Here is a 25922-nt window from a genome sequence, read left to right on the forward strand (position 1 = left end):
TGTGTTTAAAATTTATATTTAAGTTGTAATCCTAAATCCATACCTCTTTTATAATCTGTTACTCCTTTGCCATTTGCAGAGTTTACAGCAATATCTCCTAAAGAGGTTTCTCTAAAATATTCGATGGTTGGGTTTAGTAAGTTTTTAATGCTAAAATTTATTTCCAGATTTTCACCAAAACTATTCTTCCAGATAAAGTCTAAAGTTGGAACGCCTTTTTCTATAACATTGCCTAATTGTCCAGAACCTAAAGCGTCTATTCTGTCAGAAAAATAAGAGAACACTAAATTGGCAACAGGTTTATAATTCCCAAAAGTTGGAGAATAGTTTATATCAGCATTTAATATTAGTGGTGATGCGCCTTGGAGCTCGTCTTCAGATTTTTCGAAACTTACATCATAATATTCACCATCAATTGAGCTATATAAGTCTTGCTCTGTTTTCATATAAGTTGCATTGAATCCTAAAGAAAGTTTAGGTTCATCATTTGTGTCTGTGAGGATGTTTTTTCTTATTTCTACTTCAACTCCATAAACATTTGCTTTATCTCCAGTTCTAAAATAGCGTTGCGTTCCTGTAGCATCTGCACCAACAACTAAGTTTACAGGGTCTTTTATTTCTTTAGTAAAAAGAGCCACAGAAACAATTTCACTTTTAGTATAGAACCATTCGTATTTTAAATCGATGTTTAAAATTTTAGAATAGCCTTTGTCAAGTAAATCTGGGTTTCCACCTATTCGAGTTGAGATATCTTCGTATACAAAAGGAGCAACTTCTTTAAATTCTGGAATTGAAACGGTTTGACTTGCAGAGAAACGAAGGTTTTGATCATCGTTTAAAGCATATTTAATATTTAAACTTGGTAGGTAGAAATTCTCATAAGAGCTTATGGTATTTTTGCCTTGATTTCCTAAGTTAATAACATCGAAAGCAATGTCTTGTTGAAAGGATTCCAGTCTTATTCCTGGAACAAATAACCATTTTTCTCCAGCTTTTATTTCAGCATCAACATATCCAGCAAATATATCTAGTTTACCTTCATAGGTGTTTTCTGGTAAACCTGGTCTATTTGTATTTGATTGAGATGGTAGTGCATTTATTACTTTTATCTCGTAAACTCCATCATCTCCATTATTTAGATTTAAATTATCTATAGTAAAGATAGAATTGAAATTATTTACATCTGTAATTTGGTATCCCGAATCTACTATATCATAACCATAACGAATATTTTCAAAGTCTCTCTTTTTGCTTCTTCCATTAAAACCAAAATTTAGTTTTAAATAATCGTTTGCATTGTAAGCAAGATTTATTCTACCATTGTATTCATCATCTTCAATATCCTGAAAATAGCGTTGGTTGTCGTAATTAACATTACTATAAAATACTGGGTTTGTATCTATATCATTATCTAATGCAAATTGATAATTTTCAATACTAATTCGCTTTCTGTCTGGTTGTTTAGAAAACACATAGTTATATCCAAATCCCCAATCAACGTCAATCTTTCCTGATGTATGCTTACCTAATAATTGGTTGACATACATTTGTGTTTGATCGAATTGCACATTCATTTGATAAAAGCCTTCATCTGTATTTGCTATAGCATCTCTATTTCTACCATTTCCATCGATTCCAAAATAACCAACAACATCTGACGAGTTATTTATGAATAAGAAATTGTATTTGATTGAATTATCACTATCAATACGATAATTTACATCAGCCATTGCTGTAGTAGTCGTATCATATTCATATTCTTCAGCATTATTATCAAAAGCCTTTTTTTCAGTTAATGTATAATCTACAGCAGAACCTTTTCTGTATTCATAATTATTATCAAATGAAGCTGTTGCAAATACGCTTAATTTAGAACCATTACTAAAGGTGAAAGATTTCCCAGCAGAAGCTCCATATCCAAAATTAATTGGAGTGCCAACACTTACTGGATCTACACCATGTGATAAAATAATAGCGAACGGATTATGGTCGTATCTACCATAGTACCCAAAGTATCCTGTCCCTTCACTTCTAACAAAATTTTTATCGATGGCATTCGTATTAAAACCAGTTGAGGTAAAAGCATCAAAGAACCAATTACCTGTAAAGTCCTTAGAGTTAATGTTTACATTTCCAGCTGAAAAATCGCCATAGTATTTTGCAGAATATGCTTTACTTATAGAAACATTTTCTATAATATCTGAAGAGAATAAATTTAAATCGATATTCTTTTTATTGACATCGTTTGAAGGAAGCGAAAGTCCATTCATGGTTGTATTTAAATATCTATCTCCTAAACCACGAACATAAACATTGCTTGAGCCTTCTTGTTTAGAAACTCCAGAAATTTTTGCAACTGCTCCAGCCGCATCACTAACTCCTTTTCTAGATAACTCTTCGGCTCCAATACTTTGTTTTATTTCAACTGCTTTTTTTTGTTCCAGGAGTAATGCTGTTTCGCTTTCTCTTTTTGTAGTGGTAGATATTACAATTTCATCTAATGTAGCTGAACTAGCTTTCATAGAAACATTTACCTCAGTGTCTTTATTTGCAAGAATTTCAACTTCAATTTCTTGCGTTTCATAACCAACAAAGCTAAAGATTACTGTATGTATTCCGGCTTCAATATTATTAATTTTATAAAGGCCATCGAAATCTGAAGTAGTTCCTTTTATAGTCCCTTTAATTAATATGTTTGCAAAAACTAAAGGTTCGTTATTTGCATCTAAATCTGTTAGTTTACCTAATATAGAACCTGTGTTTTGTGCATAAGAAGTTAAAGATGCCATTAGGATAAAAAAGAGAAAAATATGTTTCATTATTTGTTTTAGTTCTTTAGTCATTTTCTATTGGCAAAGAAACTACAACAATGTAAAGCGTCTGTTAATGCTAGATTAAACCTTCGTAATAAAACTGTTACTTAAATGTTAAGCGGGTAACATGATGTTTTGGTTTTGGAAATGATTTCTTAACATAGACTCAAAATAATTTGTTTATATCTGCTCCTGAAAAAAGAAATTTTAAAAGATGAAAAATGTATCTTGCATCAACAAAATTAGTACTATGAATTGGGAACAATTACTCTCATTAAAGCGTTATGGAGATACAAATAAACGCTTAAGAAAAGAACAAGACGAGACAAGACTAGGATTTGAGGTTGATTATGATCGTGTTATATTTTCATCAGAATTTAGAAGCCTTCAAGACAAGACACAAGTCATTCCTTTGTCGCAAACAGATTTTGTTCATACTAGATTAACACATAGTTTAGAGGTAAGTGTTGTAGGCAGAACATTAGGGAGAAAAGTTGGAGCAAAGCTAATCGAGAAACATCCTCATTTACAAACCATTCATGGATATCAAGCAAACGATTTTGGAGCTATAGTTGCAGCAGCTGCTTTAGCGCATGATATTGGAAATCCACCTTTTGGGCATTCAGGTGAAAAAGCTATCGGAGAGTTTTTTAAATCTGGAAATGGAGAAAAGTTCAAGAACCAATTAACAGAAAAAGAATATCAAGATTTATGCGATTTTGAAGGAAATGCCAATGGCTTTAAAATAGCCACAGAAAGTAGAATTGGAAGAGAAGGAGGTTTGCGTTTAAGTTATGCTACTCTTGGTGCATTTATGAAATATCCCAAAGAGTCTTTGCCCAAAAAACCAAGCAATCATATTGCAGATAAAAAATATGGATTCTTTCAAAGCGAAAAAGAATTATTTATAGATGTCGCTATGGAACTTGGATTACTAAAACGAGGAAATACAAACGATATCAGTTTTTCAAGACATCCATTAGCATTTCTGGTAGAAGCTGCAGACGATATATGTTATACTATAATTGATTTTGAAGACGGAATAAATTTAGGGCTTATCCAAGAAGAATATGCTTTAGAATACCTAATTAATTTAGTTAGAAACTCAATAAACACTTCAAAATATAACCAACTTTCTACCACACAAGATCGAGTAAGTTATTTAAGAGCATTGGCAATAAATACACTAATTAATGAAGCTGTTGAAGTGTTTTTAAATAATGAAGAAGAGATTTTAAAAGACAGGTTTACATGTGCATTATTAGATAAAAGTAAATACGATGCTCAAATAAATGATATAATTAAATTGAGCGTTAAAAATGTATATCAATCCAAAGAAGTTATAGATAAAGAAATAGTAGGATTCGAAGTTATTAGCACCTTATTAGAAAAATATACCTCAGCCATAATTAATAATTCCAATCAAAAAGCGTCTAATTATGATAAACTTATATTAAAAAGCATCCCAGAATTAGACTTTATTGAAACAAATAGTATTTATAACAAATTGCTTAAAGTATGTAATTATATATCGTTATTATCAGATAGTAGAGCCATTTTAAAATATAAAATGATAAAAGGCATTGCTTTTTAAAGCACTTTGTGCATTTTATCGAATAATTATGCTTTTTATCGAATAAAAAGCGTATATTTACAAGACCTAAATGCTAAATCTATCCAAAATGAAAAAAAATCTACTTGGAGCAATCGTTATCATTTTTGTAACTTTTGCATGTTTGCTAGTTATGATTGAATTAAGTAACAAAGATACTTCAGAAGTTGAAACGCAACAATACTATACTGACTCTGAATAATAGCATATTATATTTTGACAGTCTTCTCTATATCGTAACCAATTTTTAGAGTTTATTTTCACCTTTATAATATGAAATATTTTAAGAAAGTGATTTATAGCTTTTTAAAGTGTTAAATTATTTGCTGGTATTTTGTAGTATATAATAATTGAGTTAATTTAGCTTTTCTAAAAAAAATAACACATGAAAAAAATTTCCCTATTAATTTTTAGCGTTTTAATTGCTGCATTAGCCATTTTTGTTTTTACGAAAAATGACGATGCATCTAAAAATGAAGATGCTTCAAACAACAAAGTTGCTTTAGTTTCTGTTGAAGAATTGAAACAAAAACACAAAGAACACATAGATAATAATCCTTTTAAAGAAGCTTTATTATTATCTAAGAAAGAGAGAAAAGAACACAGGTTAACGCCTAACAAGTACAATGAAGAACAATGGATTCTAACTATGAATCCAGAATTAGGAAGACCAACACCTCATAAGGTAGCAGAACTTCAAAAAGAGTTATTAGAACAAAGAAGAATCGATTTAATAAACGGAAGAGTTCCTGGAGATGCTATGGATAATGGTTGGCTTGAAAGAGGACCAAACAATGTTGGTGGAAGAACTAGAGCAGTGATGTTCGATCCTAATGACGCTACAGATAATACTGTTTTTGCAGGTGGTGTTAGTGGTGGTTTATGGAAAAACTCAAATATTTCAAGCGCTAGTAGTGTATGGACTAGAGTCAATATTCCAGAAAATTTAGCAGTATCAAGTATTACTTACGATCCAAATGATACAGATACCTTTTATTTAGGAACTGGAGAATCTTATGTTGGACATACAGATGGTTCTGTAAATGGAGATGGATTATGGAAATCTACAGATGGTGGAGACACATGGACAAATGTTTTTGGTGGAAATACTGGTACTAGTTATTTTGTTTCAGCTTCTACAATAACGGTTAATTCACCTGCTGGAATTGCCGGAAATTATCAATCTTATCCAACTACAAATTTTGGACCTGAAATTACATCTACAATAACGGCAGATTTTATTATGGCTAATGACCCTTCAGGTGTTCCTACTCAAGGATGTAATTCTTTTGGGCCAAGTGCAGCTGGAAAAATTGCTTTAATAAGAAGAGGAGATTGCCCATTTGTTGATAAAGTTAAGAATGCACAAAATGCTGGAGCAATAGGTGCTATTGTATTAAATAATGTGCCAGGAGAACCAGTACCAATGGGTGGAACAGATCCAACAATAACAATACCTTCTGTTATGATTAGTATGGCAGATGGTGATATTTTAGAAGCTGCTTTAGCTTCTGGAACTGTAAATGGGTCTTTAAATCCTGCTTCTGGAGATTTTACTGCAATGGTAGTGCCAGGAGTTCAACAAATTAACGATGTTAAAGTAAGAAATAATGGTGGTAATTCAGAAATCTATGTAGCAGCTAGTGATGCTGTATATGGATCTTCTAATGCAGCAACAACTATTGGAGGGCTTACTTACGGTTTATACAAATCTGTAGATGGAGGGGCTAACTGGAGTGAAGTTAGTTTACCTTTAACAGCAGATGGACATAAATATGCTCCAAACGATTTAGAAATAGGGCCAAACGGAAAAATTTGGATGTCTACTACTAATAGTAAACTATATGGAGATGGTGGAGGAACAATTTTTTCTTCTACAGATGGAAATACGTTTACTATAGCTTATGAAGTTGCTGGAGGAATAAGAACTCAAATTGCAGTTTCTTCAACTGTAGCAGATAAAGTTTATGTGTTAGCTGAAACAGCTTCTGGTGTAACAATCAAAAAAACAACAACGGCTTTTGTACCAACTTTTTTAGTGCAAACTAAAGCCTTACCAAATGATGCTGATACTGGAATTTCTGCATCAGATTTTACAAGAGGTCAAGCTTTTTTCGATTTATTGTTAGAAGTGGATCCTACAAATGATGAAGTTGTATACACTGGTGGAATTGACTTATTTAAATCTACAAATGGAGCAACATCATGGAATCAATTTTCTCACTGGTATGGTGGTTTTGGTTTTCAAGAAGTACATGCCGATCAACATATACTAGCTTTTGGACATACTAACCCAAATAAGATAGTTATTGGTAATGATGGAGGTGTATATTACTCTTCAAATGGAGGAACTACAACGCAATCTAGAAATACAGGTTATAATACGTCTCAATTTTATACTGTTGGTGTAGCACCAACTACAGCACTTTCAGGAGATTATTTTGCAGGTGGTTTACAAGATAATGGAACTCAATTGATGCGAAATGCGAATCCAAATGGCGTAGATGATGCTGAAGAGCCTTATGGAGGTGATGGAGCATATACCTTCTTTGATCAAGACGGAACTGATAGATATTTTATTAGAAATTACGTTTATAATGCAGGTGTAAACTTAAGATTTTTAAATGCAGATGGATCTCTTGGAGCTAACGTTACTATTAGTTCAGGCGATAATAATGGAGCGTTTATTAATCCACAAGCTTTAGATTCTAATTTAGATATTTTATATTCTAATTATCAGGCTGGTGCAGATCCAGGTATTAGAAGATATTCGGGTATTAAATCATCTGCAACTTTATCAGCAACAACTTTAGTAGATGCAGAATTAGTAACGAGTGTAACTGCTTTAACAGTATCTCCTCATACAACAAGTTCTTCTAAGTTACTTGTAGGTGACCGTTTAGGAAATATAATACTAATTGAGAATGCAAATACTGCAAGCCCAACTTGGACAGAATTAGCTAATAGATCAATTGTTGGAAGTGCCTCTGATGTTGAGTTTGGACAAACTGAAGATGATATTTTTGTAACCGTACACAACTACGGAGTTAATAATGTTTGGTACACTAGTGATGGTGGAGCAAACTGGGAAGCTAAAGATGGTGATTTACCAGATTTACCAGTAAAAGCTATTTTACAAAACCCATTAAATACTGAGCAAGTAATTATTGGTACAGAATTAGGTGTTTGGTTTACAGAAAACTTTTCTTCTGCTAGCCCAAATTGGAATCAGGCATATAATGGCATGAGTAATGTTAAAGTTTTAGACTTAGATCTTAGAAACGATAATATGGTTTTTGCTGCTACACATGGTAGAGGTGTATTCTCTGGAATGTTTACTCCAGATTTCTTAAGTGTTGAAGAAAATACCTTAGCTTCAGATTTAACTTTATATCCAACGGTTTCTAATGGAGAAATAACTATTTCAGCTAAATCTAATTTAGGTGAAGTTAAATTAGCTATCTATAACCTAGCTGGTCAAATGATTTACAATTCGGATTTAGAATTGAATTCAAATGGAAGACAACAATTATCTTTAGATTTAAGCTCAGGATTATATCTTGCTAGATTCTCAAAAGGTAATTTTACTGAAACAAAGAAGTTTATTATTAAATAAGCTTTATATTATTATATAGAAAGAGGCGATATATTCGCCTCTTTTTTTTGCTTTAAATTGAATATTTTATAAGAGTCCTGTTATGGTTTGGAAGATGCTTATTGAATCTATTTTACATTCTCTATGTAGCTCTTCAGTTGTTCCATGTTCTATAAATTCATCAGGAATACCGAGTAACTTAAATGTGTTTTTATAATTATGTTGAGAAGCAAATTCTAAAATGGCTGTACCAAAGCCACCATTTATAGAACCATCTTCAACAGTTATAATGCTTTGATGTGTTTTACAAATAGTATGCAGTAATTTTTCATCTAGAGGTTTTAAGAAACGCATATCATAATGAGATATTTTATGTTTTCTCTCAATCTTATCAATCGCTTCAGAACAATTTTTAGAAATGGTTCCAATGCTTAAAACAGCAATTTCAGATCCTTTTTTTAGTGGAATACCAGTTCCCATTATAATCTCATTAAAAGGCTGTTTCCAGTCTAGAGTAACACCTCTTCCTCTAGGATACCTTATTGCAATTGGTTGTTTCAATTTACCTAATTGAGATGTGTACATTATATTGCGAAGCTCAATTTCGTTTCTAGGTGCAAAAATTATGATGTTTGGAATACAACGTAAAAAGGCTAAATCAAAAACACCATGATGTGTAGCACCATCTTGTCCAACCAAACCTGATCTATCTAAACAAAATATAACAGGTAACTTCTGTAAGGCTACATCATGTATAACTTGATCGTACGCACGTTGTAAAAAAGTAGAATAGATATTACAAAAAGGTATTAATCCTTGAGTTGCCATTCCAGCAGCAAGCGTTACAGCATGTTGTTCGGCAATACCAACATCGAAAGCACGTTCAGGAATTTCTTCCATCATATATTTTAAGGAACTTCCAGTAGGCATTGCAGGAGTTATTCCTATAATATCTTTATTCTTTTTTGCTAATTCAACAATAGTAAAGCCAAAAACATCTTGATATTTTGGTGGTTGTTCAATAATTATCTTAGTTGCTAATTCTCCTGTATCAGCATCGAATTTACCTGGAGCGTGATAAGTTACTTGATTGTCTTCTGCTTGTTTTAAGCCTTTCCCTTTCTTAGTTATAACATGTAAAAGTTTTGGTCCTTGTACAGTTTTTAAACGCTCTAATTCAGAAATTAACTGAGAAAGATCATGTCCATCAATTGGTCCAGAATAATCAAAATTTAAAGCTTCAAATATATTATCCTGCTTTTGTGTTCCTTTTTTTACATTAGTTAAATATTGCTTTAAAGCTCCAACAGATGGGTCTATACCAATAGCATTATCATTTAAAATAACTAGTAAATTAGCATTGGTTACACCAGCATGATTTAAGCCTTCAAAAGCCATTCCACTTGCAATTGAAGCATCTCCAATTACTGCTATATGTTGTTTTGTAGTATCTCCTTTTAATTGTGAAGCGATAGCCATTCCTAAAGCAGCAGAAATTGAAGTAGAAGAATGACCTACACCAAAAACATCAAATTCACTTTCTTCTCTTTTTGGAAAACCACTAATACCATTAAATTGCCTATTGGTTTCAAATACATCTCTTCTTCCAGTTAGAATTTTATGGCCATAAGCTTGATGACCAACATCCCAGATTAGTAAATCTTTAGGCGTATTATAAACATAATGCAAAGCTATGGTAAGTTCTACGACACCTAGGCTAGCTCCTAAATGACCTTCTTTAGTAGCAACAATTTTTATAATAAACTTCCTTAGCTCTTTAGCTAATTGAGGCAGCAGTTCGATAGGTAATTTGCGTAACTCTTTTGAAGAATTTATAGTTTTTAAAAGATCAATACTCATTCGTTTATAATATTTAGTAAAATTATTAAAATTGGTAGAATAACTGTTAATATGTTAAGTATTTTACTTAATTGTATTAATTATAACGATAAGGAGTCTATATTTGTGAAATTCAAAATTTAATTTAAGACAGATAAAATGAAAAAAAATTACATCCAGCGTTTAATGGTAATTGGATTGTTGTTTTTCGGGTTACTAGGTTTTTCTCAAAACACTTTAGTTAATTCAGAATATGGCAATGTTATTAAAACATACTTAATTCAAAATCAAGCTAAGTATAATTTAACAGCTAATGATATTGAAGATTTATATGTTAATAATGAGTACTTTTCTAAAAGTACCAAGATTAATCATGTTTATGTTAACCAAAGACACCAAGGGATAGAAATACATAATGCCACTTCAAGTATTGCTATTAAAGATAATGCGGTATTTTATTATGCAAATAACTTATTGAGCAATATTTCTGAAAAAGTAAATACTATTGCACCACAAATTAATGCACAACGTGCAATAGAAAATGCTGCCTCTCAATTAAATTTAGGTGCTATCCTAGACTTAGAATTAATTTCTGGTAACGATAAAGAGTTTTTATATAGTAGTGGAAATATTTCAAGAACAGAAATTCCAGTTAAATTAGTTTACCTCTTAACAGAACAAGGAGAATTAAAACTTTCTTGGGATTTAAGTATTCATACGTTAAATGGAAAAAATTGGTGGAGCTTAAGAGTTGATGCCATTACAGGACAAATAATTGACACTAACGATTGGATTGTGTCTTGTAATTTTGGTGAAGGAAATCACTCTAATCATGATTTTCACACTAATTCAAATAAAGATTTTAATTTATTTAAAACAAATTCTTTTGTTGCAGATGGATCTCAATACAATGTATTTGCTTTTCCAGTTGAAGCACCAAGTTTTGGAGGAAGAACTTTATTAAGTAATCCTGCAGATGACAATGCCTCACCTTATGGATGGCATGATACAAATGGAGTAGCTGGTGCAGAATATACTATTACAAGAGGAAACAATGTGTATGCTTACGAGGATACTGCTAATCAAGATGCACCTGGAACATCTCCAGATGGAGGGGCTTCTTTAAACTTTGACTTCCCATTAGATTTAAATCAAACCCCAATAGGTTATCAAAATGTGTCTGTAACTAATATGTTTTATGTTAGTAATGTGATGCACGATGTTTGGTATCAATATGGTTTTGATGAAGCTTCTGGAAATTTTCAAGAAAACAATTATGGAAGTGGTGGTTTAGGTAGTGATTATGTTGAAGCTGAAGGACAAGATGGAGGAGGAACAAATAATGCCAATTTTGGAACTCCACCAGATGGTCAAAACCCATATATGCAAATGTATTTGTGGTCTGAGCCACCAGGAAATGCTCTAACAATTAATGATGGAGCTTTAGCAGGAGACTATATAGCTGAACCAGGAAATTTTGGTGCTAGCATACCTAGCACACCACTTACTGCCGATTTAGCTATTGCTATTGATGATGTTAACGACCCTAACGATGGTTGTAATACCATTACAAATGGAGCAGAATTAAACAATAAGATTGTTGTAATTCGTCGTGGTGACTGTGAATTTGGATTTAAAGCAAAGGCTGCCGAAGATGAAGGAGCAGTAGCTGTAATAATAGTAAACAATGTGCCAGGAGGCACTATTGCAATGGGTGGAGGAGCAGTTGGAGCAACTGTAACAATCCCAGTTGTAATGGTAGATAATATTGATGGTGAAGCTATAATCGCTGCTTTATTAGCTGGAGATACAATTAGTGCTACATTACTTAGTCCTGTATCTTACCAAAGAGATGGAAGTTTTGATAATGGTATTATTGCTCACGAATTTGGGCATGGAATTTCAAATAGATTAACTGGAGGTGCTTCAAACTCTAATTGTTTATCAAATGCTGAACAAATGGGTGAAGGATGGTCAGATTGGTTTGGATTAATGTTAACTATGAAACCAGGTGATCAGCCAGAAGACGGAAGAGGTATTGGAACTTATGCTATAGGTCAACCAACAACTGGTTTAGGAATTAGATTAGCGCCTTATAGTACAGATTTTGCTGTAAATGATTATACGTATATTGATACTAATGACACTGCAAATGTAGCTGCACCACATGGTATTGGGTTTATCTGGGCAACAATACTTTGGGATTTAACTTGGGCTTATGTAGATAAATATGGCTTTGATGCCGATCTTTATAATGGAACAGGTGGTAACAATAAGGTAATGCAATTAGTAATAGATGGATTAAAATTACAAGGTTGTAATCCTGGATTTGTTGCAGGTAGAGATGGTATTTTAACTGCAGATATGGCATTAACAGGAGGAGAAGATCAATGTTTAATTTGGGAAGTATTTGCTAATAGAGGTGTTGGTTTAAATGCATCTCAAGGGTTAGGTTTTACTAGAGCAGACCAAGTAGAAGACTTTGCTATGCCACCAGAAACAGATCCTTCCTTAGCTAACTGTACAAGCTTAAGTATTGAAGAATTTAATTCTAGTAGCTATAAGGTATATCCAAACCCAACAAATAGTCGTTTGTTTGTTAAAACTGCTAAAAATTATGGAGAAGTAACAATGACACTTACAGACATTAATGGAAGACAAGTACTTTCTAAAAAAGTAGAGTTATTTAACGAAGTAGAATTAGACATTAATAGATTGCAGTCAGGTATTTATATATTAAATATTAACGGACAATCATTTAGTGCAAATCATAAGATTATTAAAAACTAATAGATTTTATTATCATATTTTAAAGGCAGCTAATGTTATTTAGCTGCCTTTTTTTATTTTTACAGATATGGAAAATATGTTCGACGATACTTATTTTATGAAAAAAGCCCTTCAAGAAGCTGAAGTTGCTTTCGAAAAAGGCGAGATTCCTGTTGGAGCTGTTATTGTAGTTGATAATCGAATTATAGCAAGATCACATAATTTAACCGAGCTTTTAAACGATGTAACTGCACATGCAGAAATGCAAGCAATAACAGCAGCTTCAAATTTTTTAGGAGGAAAGTATTTAAAAGATTGCACGTTATATGTAACCTTAGAACCATGTCAAATGTGTGCTGGAGCTTTATACTGGAGCCAAATAAGTAAAATTGTTTATGGCGCTAGAGACGAAGAACGTGGTTGTATTAATATGAAAACGAAATTACATCCAAAAACCATTATTGAAGGTGGTGTTTTAGCAGATGATGCTTCACAATTATTAAAACGTTTTTTTATTGAAAAAAGGAATTTGAATTAAGTGTCTTTACTTTCTTTATAGTCGCGCATTTTTTCTAAACTTTCTTTTGTAATCATGTAATCCTTAACATTTCTATCTTTCCATCTGTAATAGGAAAACAATGGAAATACAAAAATAAAAAGCCCAACAACCCCAAAACCAATTAATTTTTCAGAGTAATCTAAATCTAATAAATAACCAGCTAGAATGCTTCCTAAAGATAGTATTAGAAGAATAAAGGTTATTAATTTTAAAGCAATATTTGACATTAAGTAAAGTTGATTAATTCGCGTCTGTACGCTGTTAATAATTTTGATTTTGAAACAAATCCAAAGTACTTACCATTTTTAATTACAGGCAAATTCCAGGCATTAGTATCTTGAAATTTTTGCATGACAATTCGCATGGAATCTTTTTCGTAATCAATATATCCAGGTGGCATTTGCATGAAAGTTTCAACAGAAGTAGATTCATACAAAGATTGGTCGAACATAATACTTCTAATATCATCTAAAAGAATAATACCTACTAAAACTTGATCTTCATTAACAACAGGGAATAGGTTTCTATTAGATTTTGAAACACCTTTATGTAGCATGTCGCCAAGAGACATATTAGGATTTAGAGTTATAAAATTTTTCTCAATCACACTATCTATATTCATAGAAGTTAAGACGTTTTGATCTTTATTATGAGTAAGCAAATCACCTCTTTCTGCTAATTCTTTAGTGTAGATTGTATGCTCCATATAATTTTTAGTAATCATATAAGAAATAGCTACTGTTATCATTAGAGGAAGAAATAATTCATAACCTCCTGTAATTTCAGCTATTAAAAAGATAGCAGTTAATGGTGCATGAATAACTCCAGCAATAAGTCCAGCCATGCCTACTAAAGTAAAGTTAGATTCAGAGACTTGATGTCCAAAACCAATGTTGTTGACTATTTTTGCTACAACGTTTCCTAAAGCACTTCCCATAACCATTGTTGGTACAATAACTCCACCAATTCCACCTGCTGCAAAAGTTGTGGTCATAGCTATTGCTTTAAAAATAGTAAATCCAATAAGTAGAACAATTACAACCCAAATATTGTCAAGGTAATCATCGAATAAATTAGTCCCTAAAGCATGTAGATGATTACCATCGAATAAATCTTTTGTAAAACTTAGACCTTCACCATAAAGAGGAGGAATAAAATAGAGCATAACACCAATGGCTAAACCTCCTACTAGTAATTTGGCAAACCGAGTTTTAAACCTATCGAAGAACTTGTATATGGCAAAGTAAATTTTTGTAAAATAAATAGATGCAATTCCAGTCCCTAAACCAAGAATAATATAAAAAGCTGTATCGTATAGAGTAAATTTATCTGTAAGGGTAAAACTAAAAAGCACTTCATCTCCAAGGAAAAAATAAGATGTTAATACAGATGAGATTGACGCTATTAATAAAGGTAGTAAAGAAGCAAATGTTAAGTCTAAACTAAACACTTCAACAGCAAAAACTATGGCAGCAATTGGAGATTTAAACATTGAGGCAACTGCTCCAGCAGTTGCACAAGCAATTAGTAAGGTTCGTGTTTTCTTATCTATATGAAGCAACCTACTTAAATTAGAACTAATTGCCGAACCTGATGTTATAGCAGGACCCAATAATCCTACCGAACCACCAAAACCTACTGTTAATGGAGCAAGAATTAATGGATGATAAATTAGCTTGTATGATAATAAGCCTTTTTGTCTTAAAAGTGAATATAAGAGTGAAGGAACTGCACGTTTTATAAAAGGAGGAACAGAAGGTATCATCTCTTTTCTAAACATATATTTTTTAATAAGATATACTATTAATAATCCTATTATTGGTAAGATAAAATACAACTGATTTTGAGAAAATACAATTCCTTTTTCTAATGTATTCTGAATGAAATATGTAATGTTTTTTAATGTTACAGCAGCTATACCAGCTAATAAACCTACAAAGGTGCTCAAAAATAAAACAAAATTTTTCTGTGAGATATGTTTGTATCTCCAAATTAAAAACTGCTTTATTAAAGACTTTATATCCATATTTAGACTGATAGTTTATTAAGTATTCATTACAAAATATGCGTAAGTGTATAAACTAAACAATATTATAGTAAAGACTAGAACTGCATATAAGATAACCTTAATAATCTTCTTTCTCATGAATTAAATCTACTAAAAAATCCTGCAAATGCAGGATTTAATATGTTATGATTTTATATTAAGCTTTAAGCTAAGTTCTTCTAGTTGTTTATCGTCTATTGGAGCAGGAGCATCTATCATAACATCTCGCCCAGAATTATTTTTCGGGAAAGCAATAAAATCTCTAATGGTTTCCTGGCCACCAAGTATAGCAACCAATCTATCTAATCCGAAAGCTAATCCACCATGTGGAGGCGCTCCATATTCGAAAGCATTCATTAAAAAACCAAATTGTTCTTTTGCTTCTTCTTTAGTAAAGCCTAAATAATCGAACATTAAAGCTTGTGTTTTTTTGTCGTGAATTCTTATAGAACCACCACCAATTTCGTTCCCATTTAAAACTAAATCGTAAGCATTTGCTTTTACCTCTCCAGGATTTGTAGCTAATAATTCTAACTGTCCAGGTTTTGGTGATGTAAATGGATGATGCATGGCATGATAACGTTCTGTTTCTTCATCCCATTCTAAAAGTGGAAAATCCATAACCCATAGTGGTGCAAATTCGTTTGGTTTACGTAAACCTAAACGTTCGGCCAGTTCCATACGTAAAGCACTCAATTGTGCTCTTACTTTATTTTTATCACCAGAAAGCACACAAACTAAATCGCCAGATTTTGCTCCAGTTATCTCAGCCCATTTGGCTAAGTCGTCTTGATCGTAAAATTTATCTACTGAAGATTTGTAGCTTCCATCTTCATTGCATCTAGAATATACCATGCCTAAAGCTCCAACTTGTGGACGTTTTACCCAATCAATTAATTTATCTATTTCTTTTCTTGTATAACTATTTCCACCAGGAACTGCAATTCCAACAACAAGCTCAGCAGAGTTAAACACACCAAAATCTTTATGTTGTGCAACTTCATTTAGTTCGCCAAATTTCATCCCAAAACGGATGTCTGGCTTGTCATTTCCGTACAAACGCATAGCATCATCATACAGCATTCTAGGGAATTCTTTAACCTCCACACCATTCACTTCTTTTAAAAGGTGTCTTGTTAACCCTTCAAAAGCAATTAAAATATCTTCTTGTTCAACAAAAGCCATTTCGCAATCTATCTGTGTAAATTCAGGCTGCCTGTCTGCACGTAAATCTTCGTCTCTAAAGCATTTTACAATTTGAAAATACTTATCCATGCCACCAACCATTAACAATTGCTTGAAAGTTTGAGGGCTTTGAGGAAGTGCGTAAAACTGACCTTCGTTCATTCTTGAAGGTACTACAAAATCTCTAGCTCCTTCTGGAGTAGATTTAATCAAGTAAGGTGTTTCAACTTCTATAAACCCTTCTTTAGAAAGATAATTTCTAACTTCTTGAGTGACTTTATGACGGAATATTAAACTATTTTTTACTGGATTTCTTCTTATATCTAAATAACGATATTTCATTCTAATATCTTCACCACCATCAGTTTTATCTTCAATAGTAAAAGGAGGAAGTAGAGATTCATTTAAAATAGTCATCTCTGTAACTAATATTTCTATGTCGCCTGTAGGTATATTTGGATTTTTAGAAGCACGTTCAATAACAGTTCCAGTTACTTGAATCACAAATTCACGACCAAGTTTTTGAGCTGCTTCCATCATGGCTTTAGGTGTGCGTTCTTCATCAAATACCAATTGCGTAATACCATATCGATCACGTAAATCTACCCAGACTATAAATCCTTTATCACGAGATTTTTGTACCCAACCAGAAAGTGTGACTTTGTTATTGATATGTGATGCTCTTATTTCACCACAATTATGACTTCTATACATAAAATTTGAAAATTTAAATTTCTTGTTTTTACAAGGAATTAAATAAGTTGCAAATTTAATGAAGTTTAATGATTATCAAATAAAAAAGCCTTAACATTTGTCAAGGCTTTTCCGCTATTAATCAGTCCTTTTAATTGAGAGTAAAAAGGAAGGTAATTAGATAAGGTCTGTTGAAGTTCTTTTTCTTCGAATCCACATTTTTAATTGCATGGATAAAAAGAACAATATTGGAACTACAATAAGGGTTAAGAATGTTGCTATTAACAAACCGTAAATTACTGTCCATGCTAATGGTCCCCAAAAAACTACGTTATCTCCACCCATATAAATATTAGCATCAAATTCTTTAAAAAAGGTAAAGAAATTGATATTTAATCCAATAGCCAATGGTATTAACCCTAAAATTGTTGTGATAGCTGTTAATAAAACAGGTCGTAAACGTGCTTTTCCAGCTCTTACTATACTTTCAAATAAATCTTCTTTACTTAAATAATCATGGCCGTCTAAATCTAACTGCTGCTTTTTTCTATCTATGAGTAATTGTGCATAATCTAGTAGAACCACACCATTATTTACCACAATTCCTGCAAGAGAAATAATACCAACCATCGTCATCATAATTACAAAGGCACTTCCAGTAATAACAATACCTCCAAAAACACCAATAAAACTTAATAGTATGGCAAGCATAATAATGGCTGGTTTTGAAATGGAGTTAAATTGAAATATTAAGATAAAAAATATCAATCCTAATCCAGTAAAAAAGGCACCCATTAAAAAAGACATTTGCTTGTTCTGCTCCTCAATTTGACCTGTATAATCTATTTTAATATTTTCAGGCAAGCCTTTATAGCTTTTCATTTCATTTTGAATCTGGGTTACAATAGCTCCAGCATCAGTATAACCTGGTGATAAAGCCGAATAAACAGTAACTACTCTTCTGGTGTCTTTATGCTTAATGGCACTAAAACCTGAATTGTTTTCGTGTTTTGTAACTGCAGAAACTGGAATGCTTTTAATTTTACCAGTATTATCTCTAAACGTGATATTTTGATTAAAAAGCGCACTCGTGTTATAACGATTTTCTTCATTAAAACGCACATAAATATCAAAATCGTCTCCACCTTCTTTGTAAATACCAGCTTTCGATCCAAAAATAGAATTACGTAATTGTTCTCCCACTTGGCCAGCACTAATACCTAATTCTCCAGCTTTTTCTCTGTCAACCACTACTTTCATAGATGGTTTATCCTTATTCACATCAATTTTAAGTTCATCAATTCCTTGAATACTTTTGTTATTTATAAATTCACGCATGTTTTCGGCTGTGTTAATCAGCTCGTCGTAATTATCACCTTCAATTTCAATGTTTATTGGAGCTCCAGCTGGTGGTCCATCTGCATTTTTCTCTACAGAAATTAATACACCTGGGAAAATTCCAACCAATGCCTTTTGGACTTTTTGACGTAATAACTCACTATCTTCACCACGACGGTATTTATATTCACGCATGGAAGCTGTAATCTTTGCTTTATGTGGCATTTCGGCAGAAGAACCACTATCAGTTTGTGGATTTCCAGCACCTTCACCAACTTGCGATACAGCACTTTCTACCATAAAATTATAGTCTCCATCTTTATATTGTTCAACGTTTACAACAGCATAAACAATTTTCTCTATCTCCTTGGTAATAGCATTAGTTTTCTCAATAGCTGTTCCTTGTGGATATTCCACATAAACAATAATCTGATTGGGTTTGTTATCTGGAAAGAATTCCACTTTGGTACGTTGAGTAGATAATGAGATTCCAAAAGTAACAAAAGCAATAATTAATAAAGCAAAGGTTCCAATTGTTAATAAATATGGATTTTTCCCAGACAAAGCCCAACGTAATTGTCGTTCATACCAACGCTCCAATCTTACCAATGTTTTTGTTTGAAAACTATTTGCCCATTTACGCAAAAATAAACGGTACACCCAAAGCATAATGGCTGTAAAAACCATTAATGATCCAAGGGCACGATATTCAGCACCAAAAATAAATATCAAGATACCAATAACTGCCATGATTATGGTAGTTCTTATAATTTTGTGAAGAGGCATATTTTTGTCTTCGATATTCATAAACTGCGATACTAATACCGAGTTAAAGAAAATGGCAACAAATAGTGACGAACCTAAAACAACAGAAAGTGTAATAGGTAAAATCATCATAAATTCTCCCATAATTCCTGGCCATAATCCTAAAGGAATAAAGGCTGCAACGGTTGTTGCTGTCGAAATAATAATAGGAAAAGCAATTTCGCCAATTCCTTTTTTTGCTGCTTCAATACGGCTCATGCCTTCTTCGTCCATGAGTCGATAGACATTTTCAACTACCACAATACCATTATCCACCAACATTCCAAGTCCCATAATTAAACCAAAAAGCACCATCGTGTTTAAACTATGTCCTAAAAGATTCAAGATCATAAGAGACATAAACATGGACATTGGGATAGCAAAGCCAACAAAAATAGCATTTTTGAATCCTAAAAAGAACATTAAAACGGTAACAACAAGGATGACACCAAATATAATGTTGTTCACTAAATCATCCACTTGACCAATGGTTACAGGAGATTGATCGTTTGCAATAGTTACTTCTAAATCTTGAGGAAACACATTGGCAATAGCATCTTGAACAATTACTTGAATTTGCTCGGCTGCTGCTACCATGTTTTTACCAGCGCGTTTTTTAACATCTAACATCACTACAGGCTCGCCAAATTCTCGAGCGTAAGTAGTTTTGTCTTCTTCATGAAAAGAAACAGTGGCTATATCTTTTAAATAAATAGCATGACCTTCTTCTGCTTTTACAACAAAGTTATTAAGTTGATCTGGAGAATCTATTTCACCTAAAATCCTGATGGTTCTTCGTTGCCCACTGGTTTTTAAGTTTCCGGCAGACATGGTTATGTTTCCGTTGTTAATGGCTCCAATAATATCTGAAAAAGTGACATCGGCTGCCATCATTTTGTAAATATCTACAGCTACTTCAACTTCTTTGTCTTGAGCACCACGAATATCTACTTTTTTAATTTCCATTAAATTTTCAATCTCATCTTGGAGATATTCGCCATATTCCTTTAGTTTTTCAACAGGATAATCGCCAGAAATATTGATGTTAAGAATTGGCATTTCTTCAGAAAGGCTTAATTCGAAAACATCTGGTTTTACTTTGGCACCATTAGACATTGGCCAATCTTCGCCAGCAGTAATGGTGTCTATTTCGTCTTTTACTTTTTGTTTTGCTTGTTCTACGGTAAGGTGTTCGTCGAACTCTACAATTATCATAGAAAAATCCTCTTGCGATGTTGAGGTTATTTCAACCACATTACTTACCGTTTTTAGCTCGTCTTCAAGAGGGTCTGTAATTAACTTTTCAACATCTTCAGCCGTGTTTCCTGGATAGACAGAACTTACATAAATTTTGGTTTCGTTTACTTCTGGGAAGTTTTCACGAGGCATATCGAAAAAGGCAGTGACACCTAAGTAAAATATTACCAGAATTAAGACATACATGGTGGTTTTGTTGCTAATTGCCCATGATGATAAACCAAATTCTTTATCGACTTGTTTTTTCTTTTTAGTCATTAGTCCTTTTGTTGGTTAGTGCTGTTGTTTTCATTCTCGGTAGACAAATTAATTACTTTAACTGTCTGTCCATCTTTCACACTTCTGGCACCTTCCTTTACTATTTCTGCACCATCTTCAATACCATCAAGAACTTCAATAACATCGCCTTGAGTTCTTCCAGTTTTTATAATAACACGTTTAGCATCGCCTTCATTATTGGCATTTTTATTTGTTATTACATAAATATATTGTTCGCCTTCAGCATTTTCAGATATAATACTTTGTGGAATTAATAAGGCTTTTTCATTAGTGTAGTCGTTAATTTTAAGACGTGCCGTTAAATTAGGTTTAATGGTTTTGTCTTTGTTTGGCACACCTACTTCTACTTTAAAAGTTCGGTTTGCAGGATTGATAACGTCTCCAGCTTGTCTAATTTTAGTTTCAATGGTTTTCCCCAAAACAGGAAAATCTACAGTAACATCTTTCCCTTTAATCACATCGCTAATATAACTTTCTGGTACATCTGTTTCTATATACATGTTGTCTAGATTTACAATGCGCATAAGTTGAGTTTGCCCAGCGACTACAACACTTCCTTGTTGTGTAATCACATCGTCTATAGTGCCTGAAAAAGGAGCAATAACATTGGTTTTAGCAATTTGTTGCTTTAGTTGGCTAATAGCTTTTTCCTGAGATTCGTAAGTAGATTTTGCTTGTAGGTATTGAATTTCACTACCTATGTTTTGATCCCATAAACGTTTTTGGCGTTCAAAAGTAGTTTTGGCAAGATTGGTCTGTATTTCTAATTGTGCCAATTGTTGACTTAAACCTCCATCGTCTATTTTAGCTAGAAGTTGTCCATTGTTTACTTTTTGACCTTCTTTAACATATACGTTGGTTAAAATTCCATTGAATTCTGGAGTGATTATTAATAAATCCTTAGTTGTAACATTTCCTTGAATTTCCAACTGGTGGTTAAAGATTTCCTGTTGAGCTTTAAAAGTAGTAATCAATGGAATTTTTCTAACTGTATCTAGCTGAGAAATTTTCTCGCTGAGCAACTTCATTTGCTCGTTAAGTTCTTGTTGTTTATTGTCTATTTCGTTTCGCTTTTCTTTTAACTCTGTTAAATTGTTAGATGCAAGAACATCATCAAAAGATTTTGCTTTTTTATCGCTACAAGACGAAACGATAAGGGCAAAGATTATTAGGAATTTTATATTTTTCATGATTATGATTGATTAAGTGCTTAGTAATTTACTGTGTTTAATATGGTTTCTAATTCTGCTTTTTTAGCAATTACATTAAACATAGATTGTAAATATTCTTGTTGTGCTGTATAAAGTTGTGTTTGTGCCTGTCTTAAATCGAAACTAGAAGCAATGCCTTCAAAAAATTTGGTTTCGTTTTTAGTTTCAATACGTTCTGCTAGATTTAGATTTTCTTTTTTGTTGGAGTATTCTTCAATTGCAAATTGGTAATCACTTTTGGCATTTGCTATTTGAAACTTTAATTGTTGTTCTGTTTCTGTTAATTCTTCTTTAGCCTTTTCAACATCAATTCTAGCTCGTTGTGTAGATGCATTACGTAATCCAGAACTAAAAATAGGGATAGACATATTTACACCAAATAATGAAGATCCAAACCATTTTTGGTTGTTTGTAGTAAATACAAACGCATCGTTATAGCCACTATAACCAGCATTTACAAAAGCATTTAAGCTAGGTAAGAAAGAATTTTTTTCGAGCTTTAATAAAAGCTCTCTGGTTTCCATATAGTTTGAGGCTATTTTGTAATCTATAGTATTTTCAACATTGTCTTCCGTTTCAAGTAAATTCAAGGAAATATTCTGAAGAGTAAGAACTTCTAAATTATCAGTAAGAACTGTGTTGTTATTTAAATCTATTCCTAATGTAATGTTAAACATTTTATACGCTAGGTCTTTTAATCTAACTACATTGTTTCGATAGTTTTTTAAACTAGTTAAAGTAATTTGAAGTTGCTCTACACTTTCTTCTTCTCCTAGACCATTTTCATAAATTTTTGTGGTCTCATCCAGATTTTTTTCAAGAATTACAATGTTATTATTTACAATATTTAAACTTTCTTCAGATAATAATACATTACCATAAGCATTAATAACAGCCTTTCTAACGTCTAAATCGGTTTTAGTTTTAGAATTTTCGGAGATTACTAAATACACTTTGGCAGCTTGAAGTCCAACCAAATAAGAGCCATCAAAAATCAATTGATTTAAAGTGGCATTAGCGTTAACGCTTTGTTTTGTTCCAAATGTAACTGGAATAAAAGTTCCAGGATCGCCACCAGCCAATTCTCCAGGTAATAAAGATACTTGTTGTTTTAACCAGTTTTGGTATTCTAAATTACCATTTATTTGAGGCAATCCACTTGCTGTGGCTTCCCATTTTTGTTTTTCTGCTACTTCAATATCACGAACAGCATTTTTTGCAGTTCTATTATTTTCTAGTGCAAAGTCTATAGCTTCTTGCAAGGTGAAACTCTGTGTGTTTTCTTGAGAAAATATTGAGAATGTAATAGCTAAACTAAATATAAATATTAGTTTGATTTTCATTGTTGATTTTTGTTTTTGTTGATGATTTTTGTTAAAATGTCTAATCCTTTTGGTGTGCAAATACCTCTTAAATGGTATTCTAAGTAGTTCTCCATAAGCATATTCATAGAGAAATTGTTTAGTGGAAATAAATCCTGATCTTTTAAAGAAACCATACTATTAAAGTAAATTCTTGATATAAAATCTATATTAATGTCTTGCCTAAACAACTTTTTTTCAACTCCCTTTTTTAAATTATCTGTTACACATTTCTGCATGACTTCAAACTGTTTCTTTTTTAGAGTAGCTGAGATTTTTGGATAATATTTTTGAAGTTGATATTGTGGTGAAGATTTCTCATCCTTTAGGTGAAGCATTACAAAACTTTTAATATCGTAAAGTTCTTCAATAGGGTTTTTTTCAAGCTCACAAATACAATCAATGCCATGAGAAATAATTTCAAACATGTGCATAGTTGTAGCTTCTACCAGTTTTGTTTTATTTTCAAAATGCTGATAAATTGTTTTTTTCGAAATGCCTATCTGATTTGCAATATCATCCATGGTAACGCTTTTAAACCCATAGGTAATAAACAATTCGCTGGCATTAGATATAATTTTGTCTCTCATAATTGACAGCAAAATTACAACAGGAAACTTTAAAAACCTAAAAAGTTTCCAAAGTTTTAACATTTTGTTAATATTGACAAAAACTTATTGCATATGTTTCTTTAATTACACTATTTTTGTTTGATGCAACAAGTACCATATTATCAGGAAGCTTTTGTTTCTTTTTTAAACAGTTTTACAGTTAATAGAAAACCAGAATCCTTATACAATCCTATTAACTACATATTGAAATTAGGAGGTAAACGTTTACGTCCTGTTTTAACTTTAATGTCTGCTGAATTATTTAATTGTAATTACAAGAAAGCTTTAAATGCAGCATTAAGCATAGAGGTGTTTCATAATTTTTCTTTGATTCATGATGATATTATGGACGATGCTCCATTGCGTCGTGGTCAAGAAACAGTTCATGAAAAATGGGATTTAAATACTGGAATTTTATCTGGAGATGCTATGTTAATAATGGCTTACCAGTTATTTGAAAATTATTCTCCAGAAACGTTTCAAGCCCTCGCAAAATTATTTAGTAAAACAGCTCTAGAAGTATGCGAAGGACAGCAATTCGATGTAGATTTTGAAACAAGAGACGATGTTACAATTCTTGAATATTTAAAAATGATAGAATACAAAACAGCTGTTCTAATTGGTGCTGCCATGAAAATGGGAGCCATTGTTGCTAATGCTTCAGAAGAAGATCAAAACTTAATATATGATTTTGGAAAAAATTTAGGAATTGCTTTTCAGTTGCAAGACGATTATCTAGATGCGTTTGGAGATCCAAAAACGTTTGGAAAGCAAGTAGGTGGAGATATTATTGAGAACAAAAAAACCTATTTGTATATAAAAGCAGTAGAATTTTCAGAAGAAGATAAGAAAACTGAATTGATGCATTTGTATAGTTTAAATACAAAAGATCATTCAGAAAAAATTAAAACTGCAAAACAAATATTTATTTCAAGTGGTTCAGCTAAAGCTACACAAAACGAAATACAGAATTATACTTCTAAAGCATTTTTAGTGTTAGATAAATTACATATTTCAGAAGAAAACAAAGAAGCTTTAAGACAATTTGGAGAACAATTAATGAATAGAAACGTGTAATGCAATTACCAGATACTTTCAATGAGTTAATTAATCAAGCCACTGAAGATAACTTGTACACTAGTTTGGTAAAACAATTAAATAAAGATTTGTTGTATGCTAATATTGATTTAGAATTTAATGAAGATATTCTGCCAACAAGTTTAAAATTAATGCTACATGAGACCGTTTATAAATTGATTCAGGAAAAATTTATGGATTACCTAAATCTTCTTTATATTATAGATGTATCTGAAAAAAAAGTAAAACAACTAGATGGAAGTGATACCTTATTATTATCAGAACAAGTTAGTTTTTTGATTCTTCAGAGAGAGTGGCAAAAAGTGTGGTTTAGAAAAAAGTATTCTTAAAAGTAAACTCGTACAAATGGCATCCATGGATCTAAATATGTGCTTTTAGAGCTACTGTAAAGCACATCGTAACGAATACCAATAGTTACATTTCTAGTACTATAACCTGCTCCTAAAAATAAAGAAGGATACCAATAGTTTTCATCTGCAAAACCCGTTCGGCTATCCCAATCAATATTAACATTATTTTGTTCAAATTCAGTAGAAAGTTGTATTTCAGGTATTGGATTAAAAAGTCCTAGAATACCACCTCCAATTATTGAAGACTTATAGTAATTCTTCTCTGTATTATAGGTGCCACTAAGCCCAACTCCAAAAGCAACATAATTATTAAATCTATAAATAGCGCTAGGTGCTAAAGTGCCACTAAAATATCCATTACCAAAGCCAAGACCAATGCCTCCTCCAAATTGAACATGACTCCAAAATTCACTTGGTTGTTTCTTTGTTATCTCTTGTGCATTTAAGCCAAATGAAAAGAAACATAATAAGCAAATAACAATCTTATTTTTCATATGTAAA

The 25922-nt window shown here is 32.1% G+C and carries 17 protein-coding genes; 7 read left to right on the top strand and 10 right to left on the bottom strand.

Features of this window, described 5'->3' with window-relative positions:
- Positions 1 to 5 precede the first annotated feature (5 nt).
- Positions 6 to 2819, bottom strand: a complete 2814-nt coding sequence (locus LX78_RS02600) for a TonB-dependent receptor (protein WP_109681354.1) — start codon at positions 2817 to 2819, stop codon at positions 6 to 8.
- A 244-nt stretch (positions 2820 to 3063) separates the two neighbouring features.
- Between LX78_RS02600 and LX78_RS02605 the strand changes: the two genes are divergently transcribed.
- The 3 genes from LX78_RS02605 (at position 3064) to LX78_RS02610 (ending at position 8041) form a co-directional block, all read left to right on the top strand.
- Positions 3064 to 4407 (top strand): deoxyguanosinetriphosphate triphosphohydrolase, encoded by a 1344-nt coding sequence (locus LX78_RS02605; protein ID WP_109681355.1) that lies wholly within the window; start codon positions 3064 to 3066, stop codon positions 4405 to 4407.
- 88 nt (positions 4408 to 4495) lie between these two features.
- Entirely contained in the window at positions 4496 to 4627 is a 132-nt protein-coding gene (locus LX78_RS14975) for a hypothetical protein (protein WP_281267897.1), read from the top strand.
- 183 nt (positions 4628 to 4810) lie between these two features.
- Positions 4811 to 8041, top strand: coding sequence for a T9SS type A sorting domain-containing protein (locus tag LX78_RS02610; protein WP_109681076.1), 3231 nt, complete (start codon positions 4811 to 4813; stop codon positions 8039 to 8041).
- 66 nt (positions 8042 to 8107) lie between these two features.
- Here the strand turns inward: LX78_RS02610 and LX78_RS02615 are convergent, their stop codons facing one another.
- Positions 8108 to 9880: a 1-deoxy-D-xylulose-5-phosphate synthase gene (locus tag LX78_RS02615; RefSeq protein WP_109681077.1), complete on the bottom strand. Its 1773-nt coding sequence runs from the start codon at positions 9878 to 9880 to the stop codon at positions 8108 to 8110.
- Positions 9881 to 10018: 138 nt separating this feature from the next.
- Here LX78_RS02615 and LX78_RS02620 point away from each other — a divergent pair, with 138 nt between their 5' ends.
- Together LX78_RS02620 and LX78_RS02625 are read left to right on the top strand one after the other, a co-directional pair.
- A complete protein-coding gene (locus LX78_RS02620) occupies positions 10019 to 12649 on the top strand; it encodes a T9SS-dependent M36 family metallopeptidase (protein WP_109681078.1) in 2631 nt (876 codons plus the stop codon).
- A gap of 67 nt (positions 12650 to 12716) precedes the next feature.
- Positions 12717 to 13166, top strand: coding sequence for a nucleoside deaminase (locus LX78_RS02625; RefSeq protein WP_109681079.1), 450 nt, complete (start codon positions 12717 to 12719; stop codon positions 13164 to 13166).
- Here LX78_RS02625 and LX78_RS02630 read toward each other — a convergent pair.
- From LX78_RS02630 to LX78_RS02660, 7 genes are all read right to left on the bottom strand, one after another.
- Complete coding sequence (locus tag LX78_RS02630) at positions 13163 to 13414, bottom strand: hypothetical protein (RefSeq protein WP_109681080.1); 252 nt, start codon at positions 13412 to 13414, stop codon at positions 13163 to 13165. The genes LX78_RS02625 and LX78_RS02630 overlap by 4 nt on opposite strands.
- Positions 13414 to 15213 carry a chloride channel protein gene (locus LX78_RS02635; RefSeq protein ID WP_109681081.1) on the bottom strand — a complete coding sequence of 600 codons (1800 nt, stop codon included), beginning with the start codon at positions 15211 to 15213 and terminating at the stop codon, positions 13414 to 13416. Before LX78_RS02635 ends, LX78_RS02630 begins: the two co-directional genes overlap by 1 nt.
- Before the next feature lie 165 nt (positions 15214 to 15378).
- Complete coding sequence (gene aspS, locus LX78_RS02640) at positions 15379 to 17133, bottom strand: aspartate--tRNA ligase (protein ID WP_109681082.1); 1755 nt, start codon at positions 17131 to 17133, stop codon at positions 15379 to 15381.
- A gap of 156 nt (positions 17134 to 17289) precedes the next feature.
- Positions 17290 to 20769 carry an efflux RND transporter permease subunit gene (locus tag LX78_RS02645; protein ID WP_109681083.1) on the bottom strand — a complete coding sequence of 1160 codons (3480 nt, stop codon included), beginning with the start codon at positions 20767 to 20769 and terminating at the stop codon, positions 17290 to 17292.
- The gene (locus LX78_RS02650) at positions 20769 to 21980 is read right to left on the bottom strand and encodes an efflux RND transporter periplasmic adaptor subunit (RefSeq protein ID WP_109681084.1); all 1212 of its coding nucleotides are present in this window, start codon (positions 21978 to 21980) and stop codon (positions 20769 to 20771) included. The genes LX78_RS02645 and LX78_RS02650 overlap by 1 nt, the downstream gene beginning before the upstream one ends.
- A 20-nt stretch (positions 21981 to 22000) precedes the next feature.
- Entirely contained in the window at positions 22001 to 23344 is a 1344-nt protein-coding gene (locus LX78_RS02655) for a TolC family protein (protein WP_109681085.1), read from the bottom strand.
- On the bottom strand, positions 23341 to 23952 hold the full coding sequence (locus tag LX78_RS02660) for a TetR/AcrR family transcriptional regulator (protein WP_109681356.1): 612 nt from the start codon (positions 23950 to 23952) through the stop codon (positions 23341 to 23343). The genes LX78_RS02655 and LX78_RS02660 overlap by 4 nt, the downstream gene beginning before the upstream one ends.
- 123 nt (positions 23953 to 24075) lie before the next feature.
- On the opposite strand from LX78_RS02660, the gene LX78_RS02665 reads away from it, so the two are divergent.
- Entirely contained in the window at positions 24076 to 25050 is a 975-nt protein-coding gene (locus LX78_RS02665; protein ID WP_109681086.1) for a polyprenyl synthetase family protein, read from the top strand.
- Positions 25050 to 25400 carry a hypothetical protein gene (locus LX78_RS02670; protein ID WP_109681087.1) on the top strand — a complete coding sequence of 117 codons (351 nt, stop codon included), beginning with the start codon at positions 25050 to 25052 and terminating at the stop codon, positions 25398 to 25400. Before LX78_RS02665 ends, LX78_RS02670 begins: the two co-directional genes overlap by 1 nt.
- Here LX78_RS02670 and LX78_RS02675 read toward each other — a convergent pair.
- On the bottom strand, positions 25397 to 25915 hold the full coding sequence (locus LX78_RS02675; RefSeq protein WP_109681357.1) for an alpha-ketoglutarate decarboxylase: 519 nt from the start codon (positions 25913 to 25915) through the stop codon (positions 25397 to 25399). The two genes, LX78_RS02670 and LX78_RS02675, sit on opposite strands and share 4 nt — an antisense overlap.
- Positions 25916 to 25922 lie beyond the last annotated feature (7 nt).

The sequence above is a fragment of the Xanthomarina spongicola genome, from assembly GCF_003148645.1.
GTDB classification, from domain to species: Bacteria; Bacteroidota; Bacteroidia; order Flavobacteriales; family Flavobacteriaceae; genus Xanthomarina; species Xanthomarina spongicola.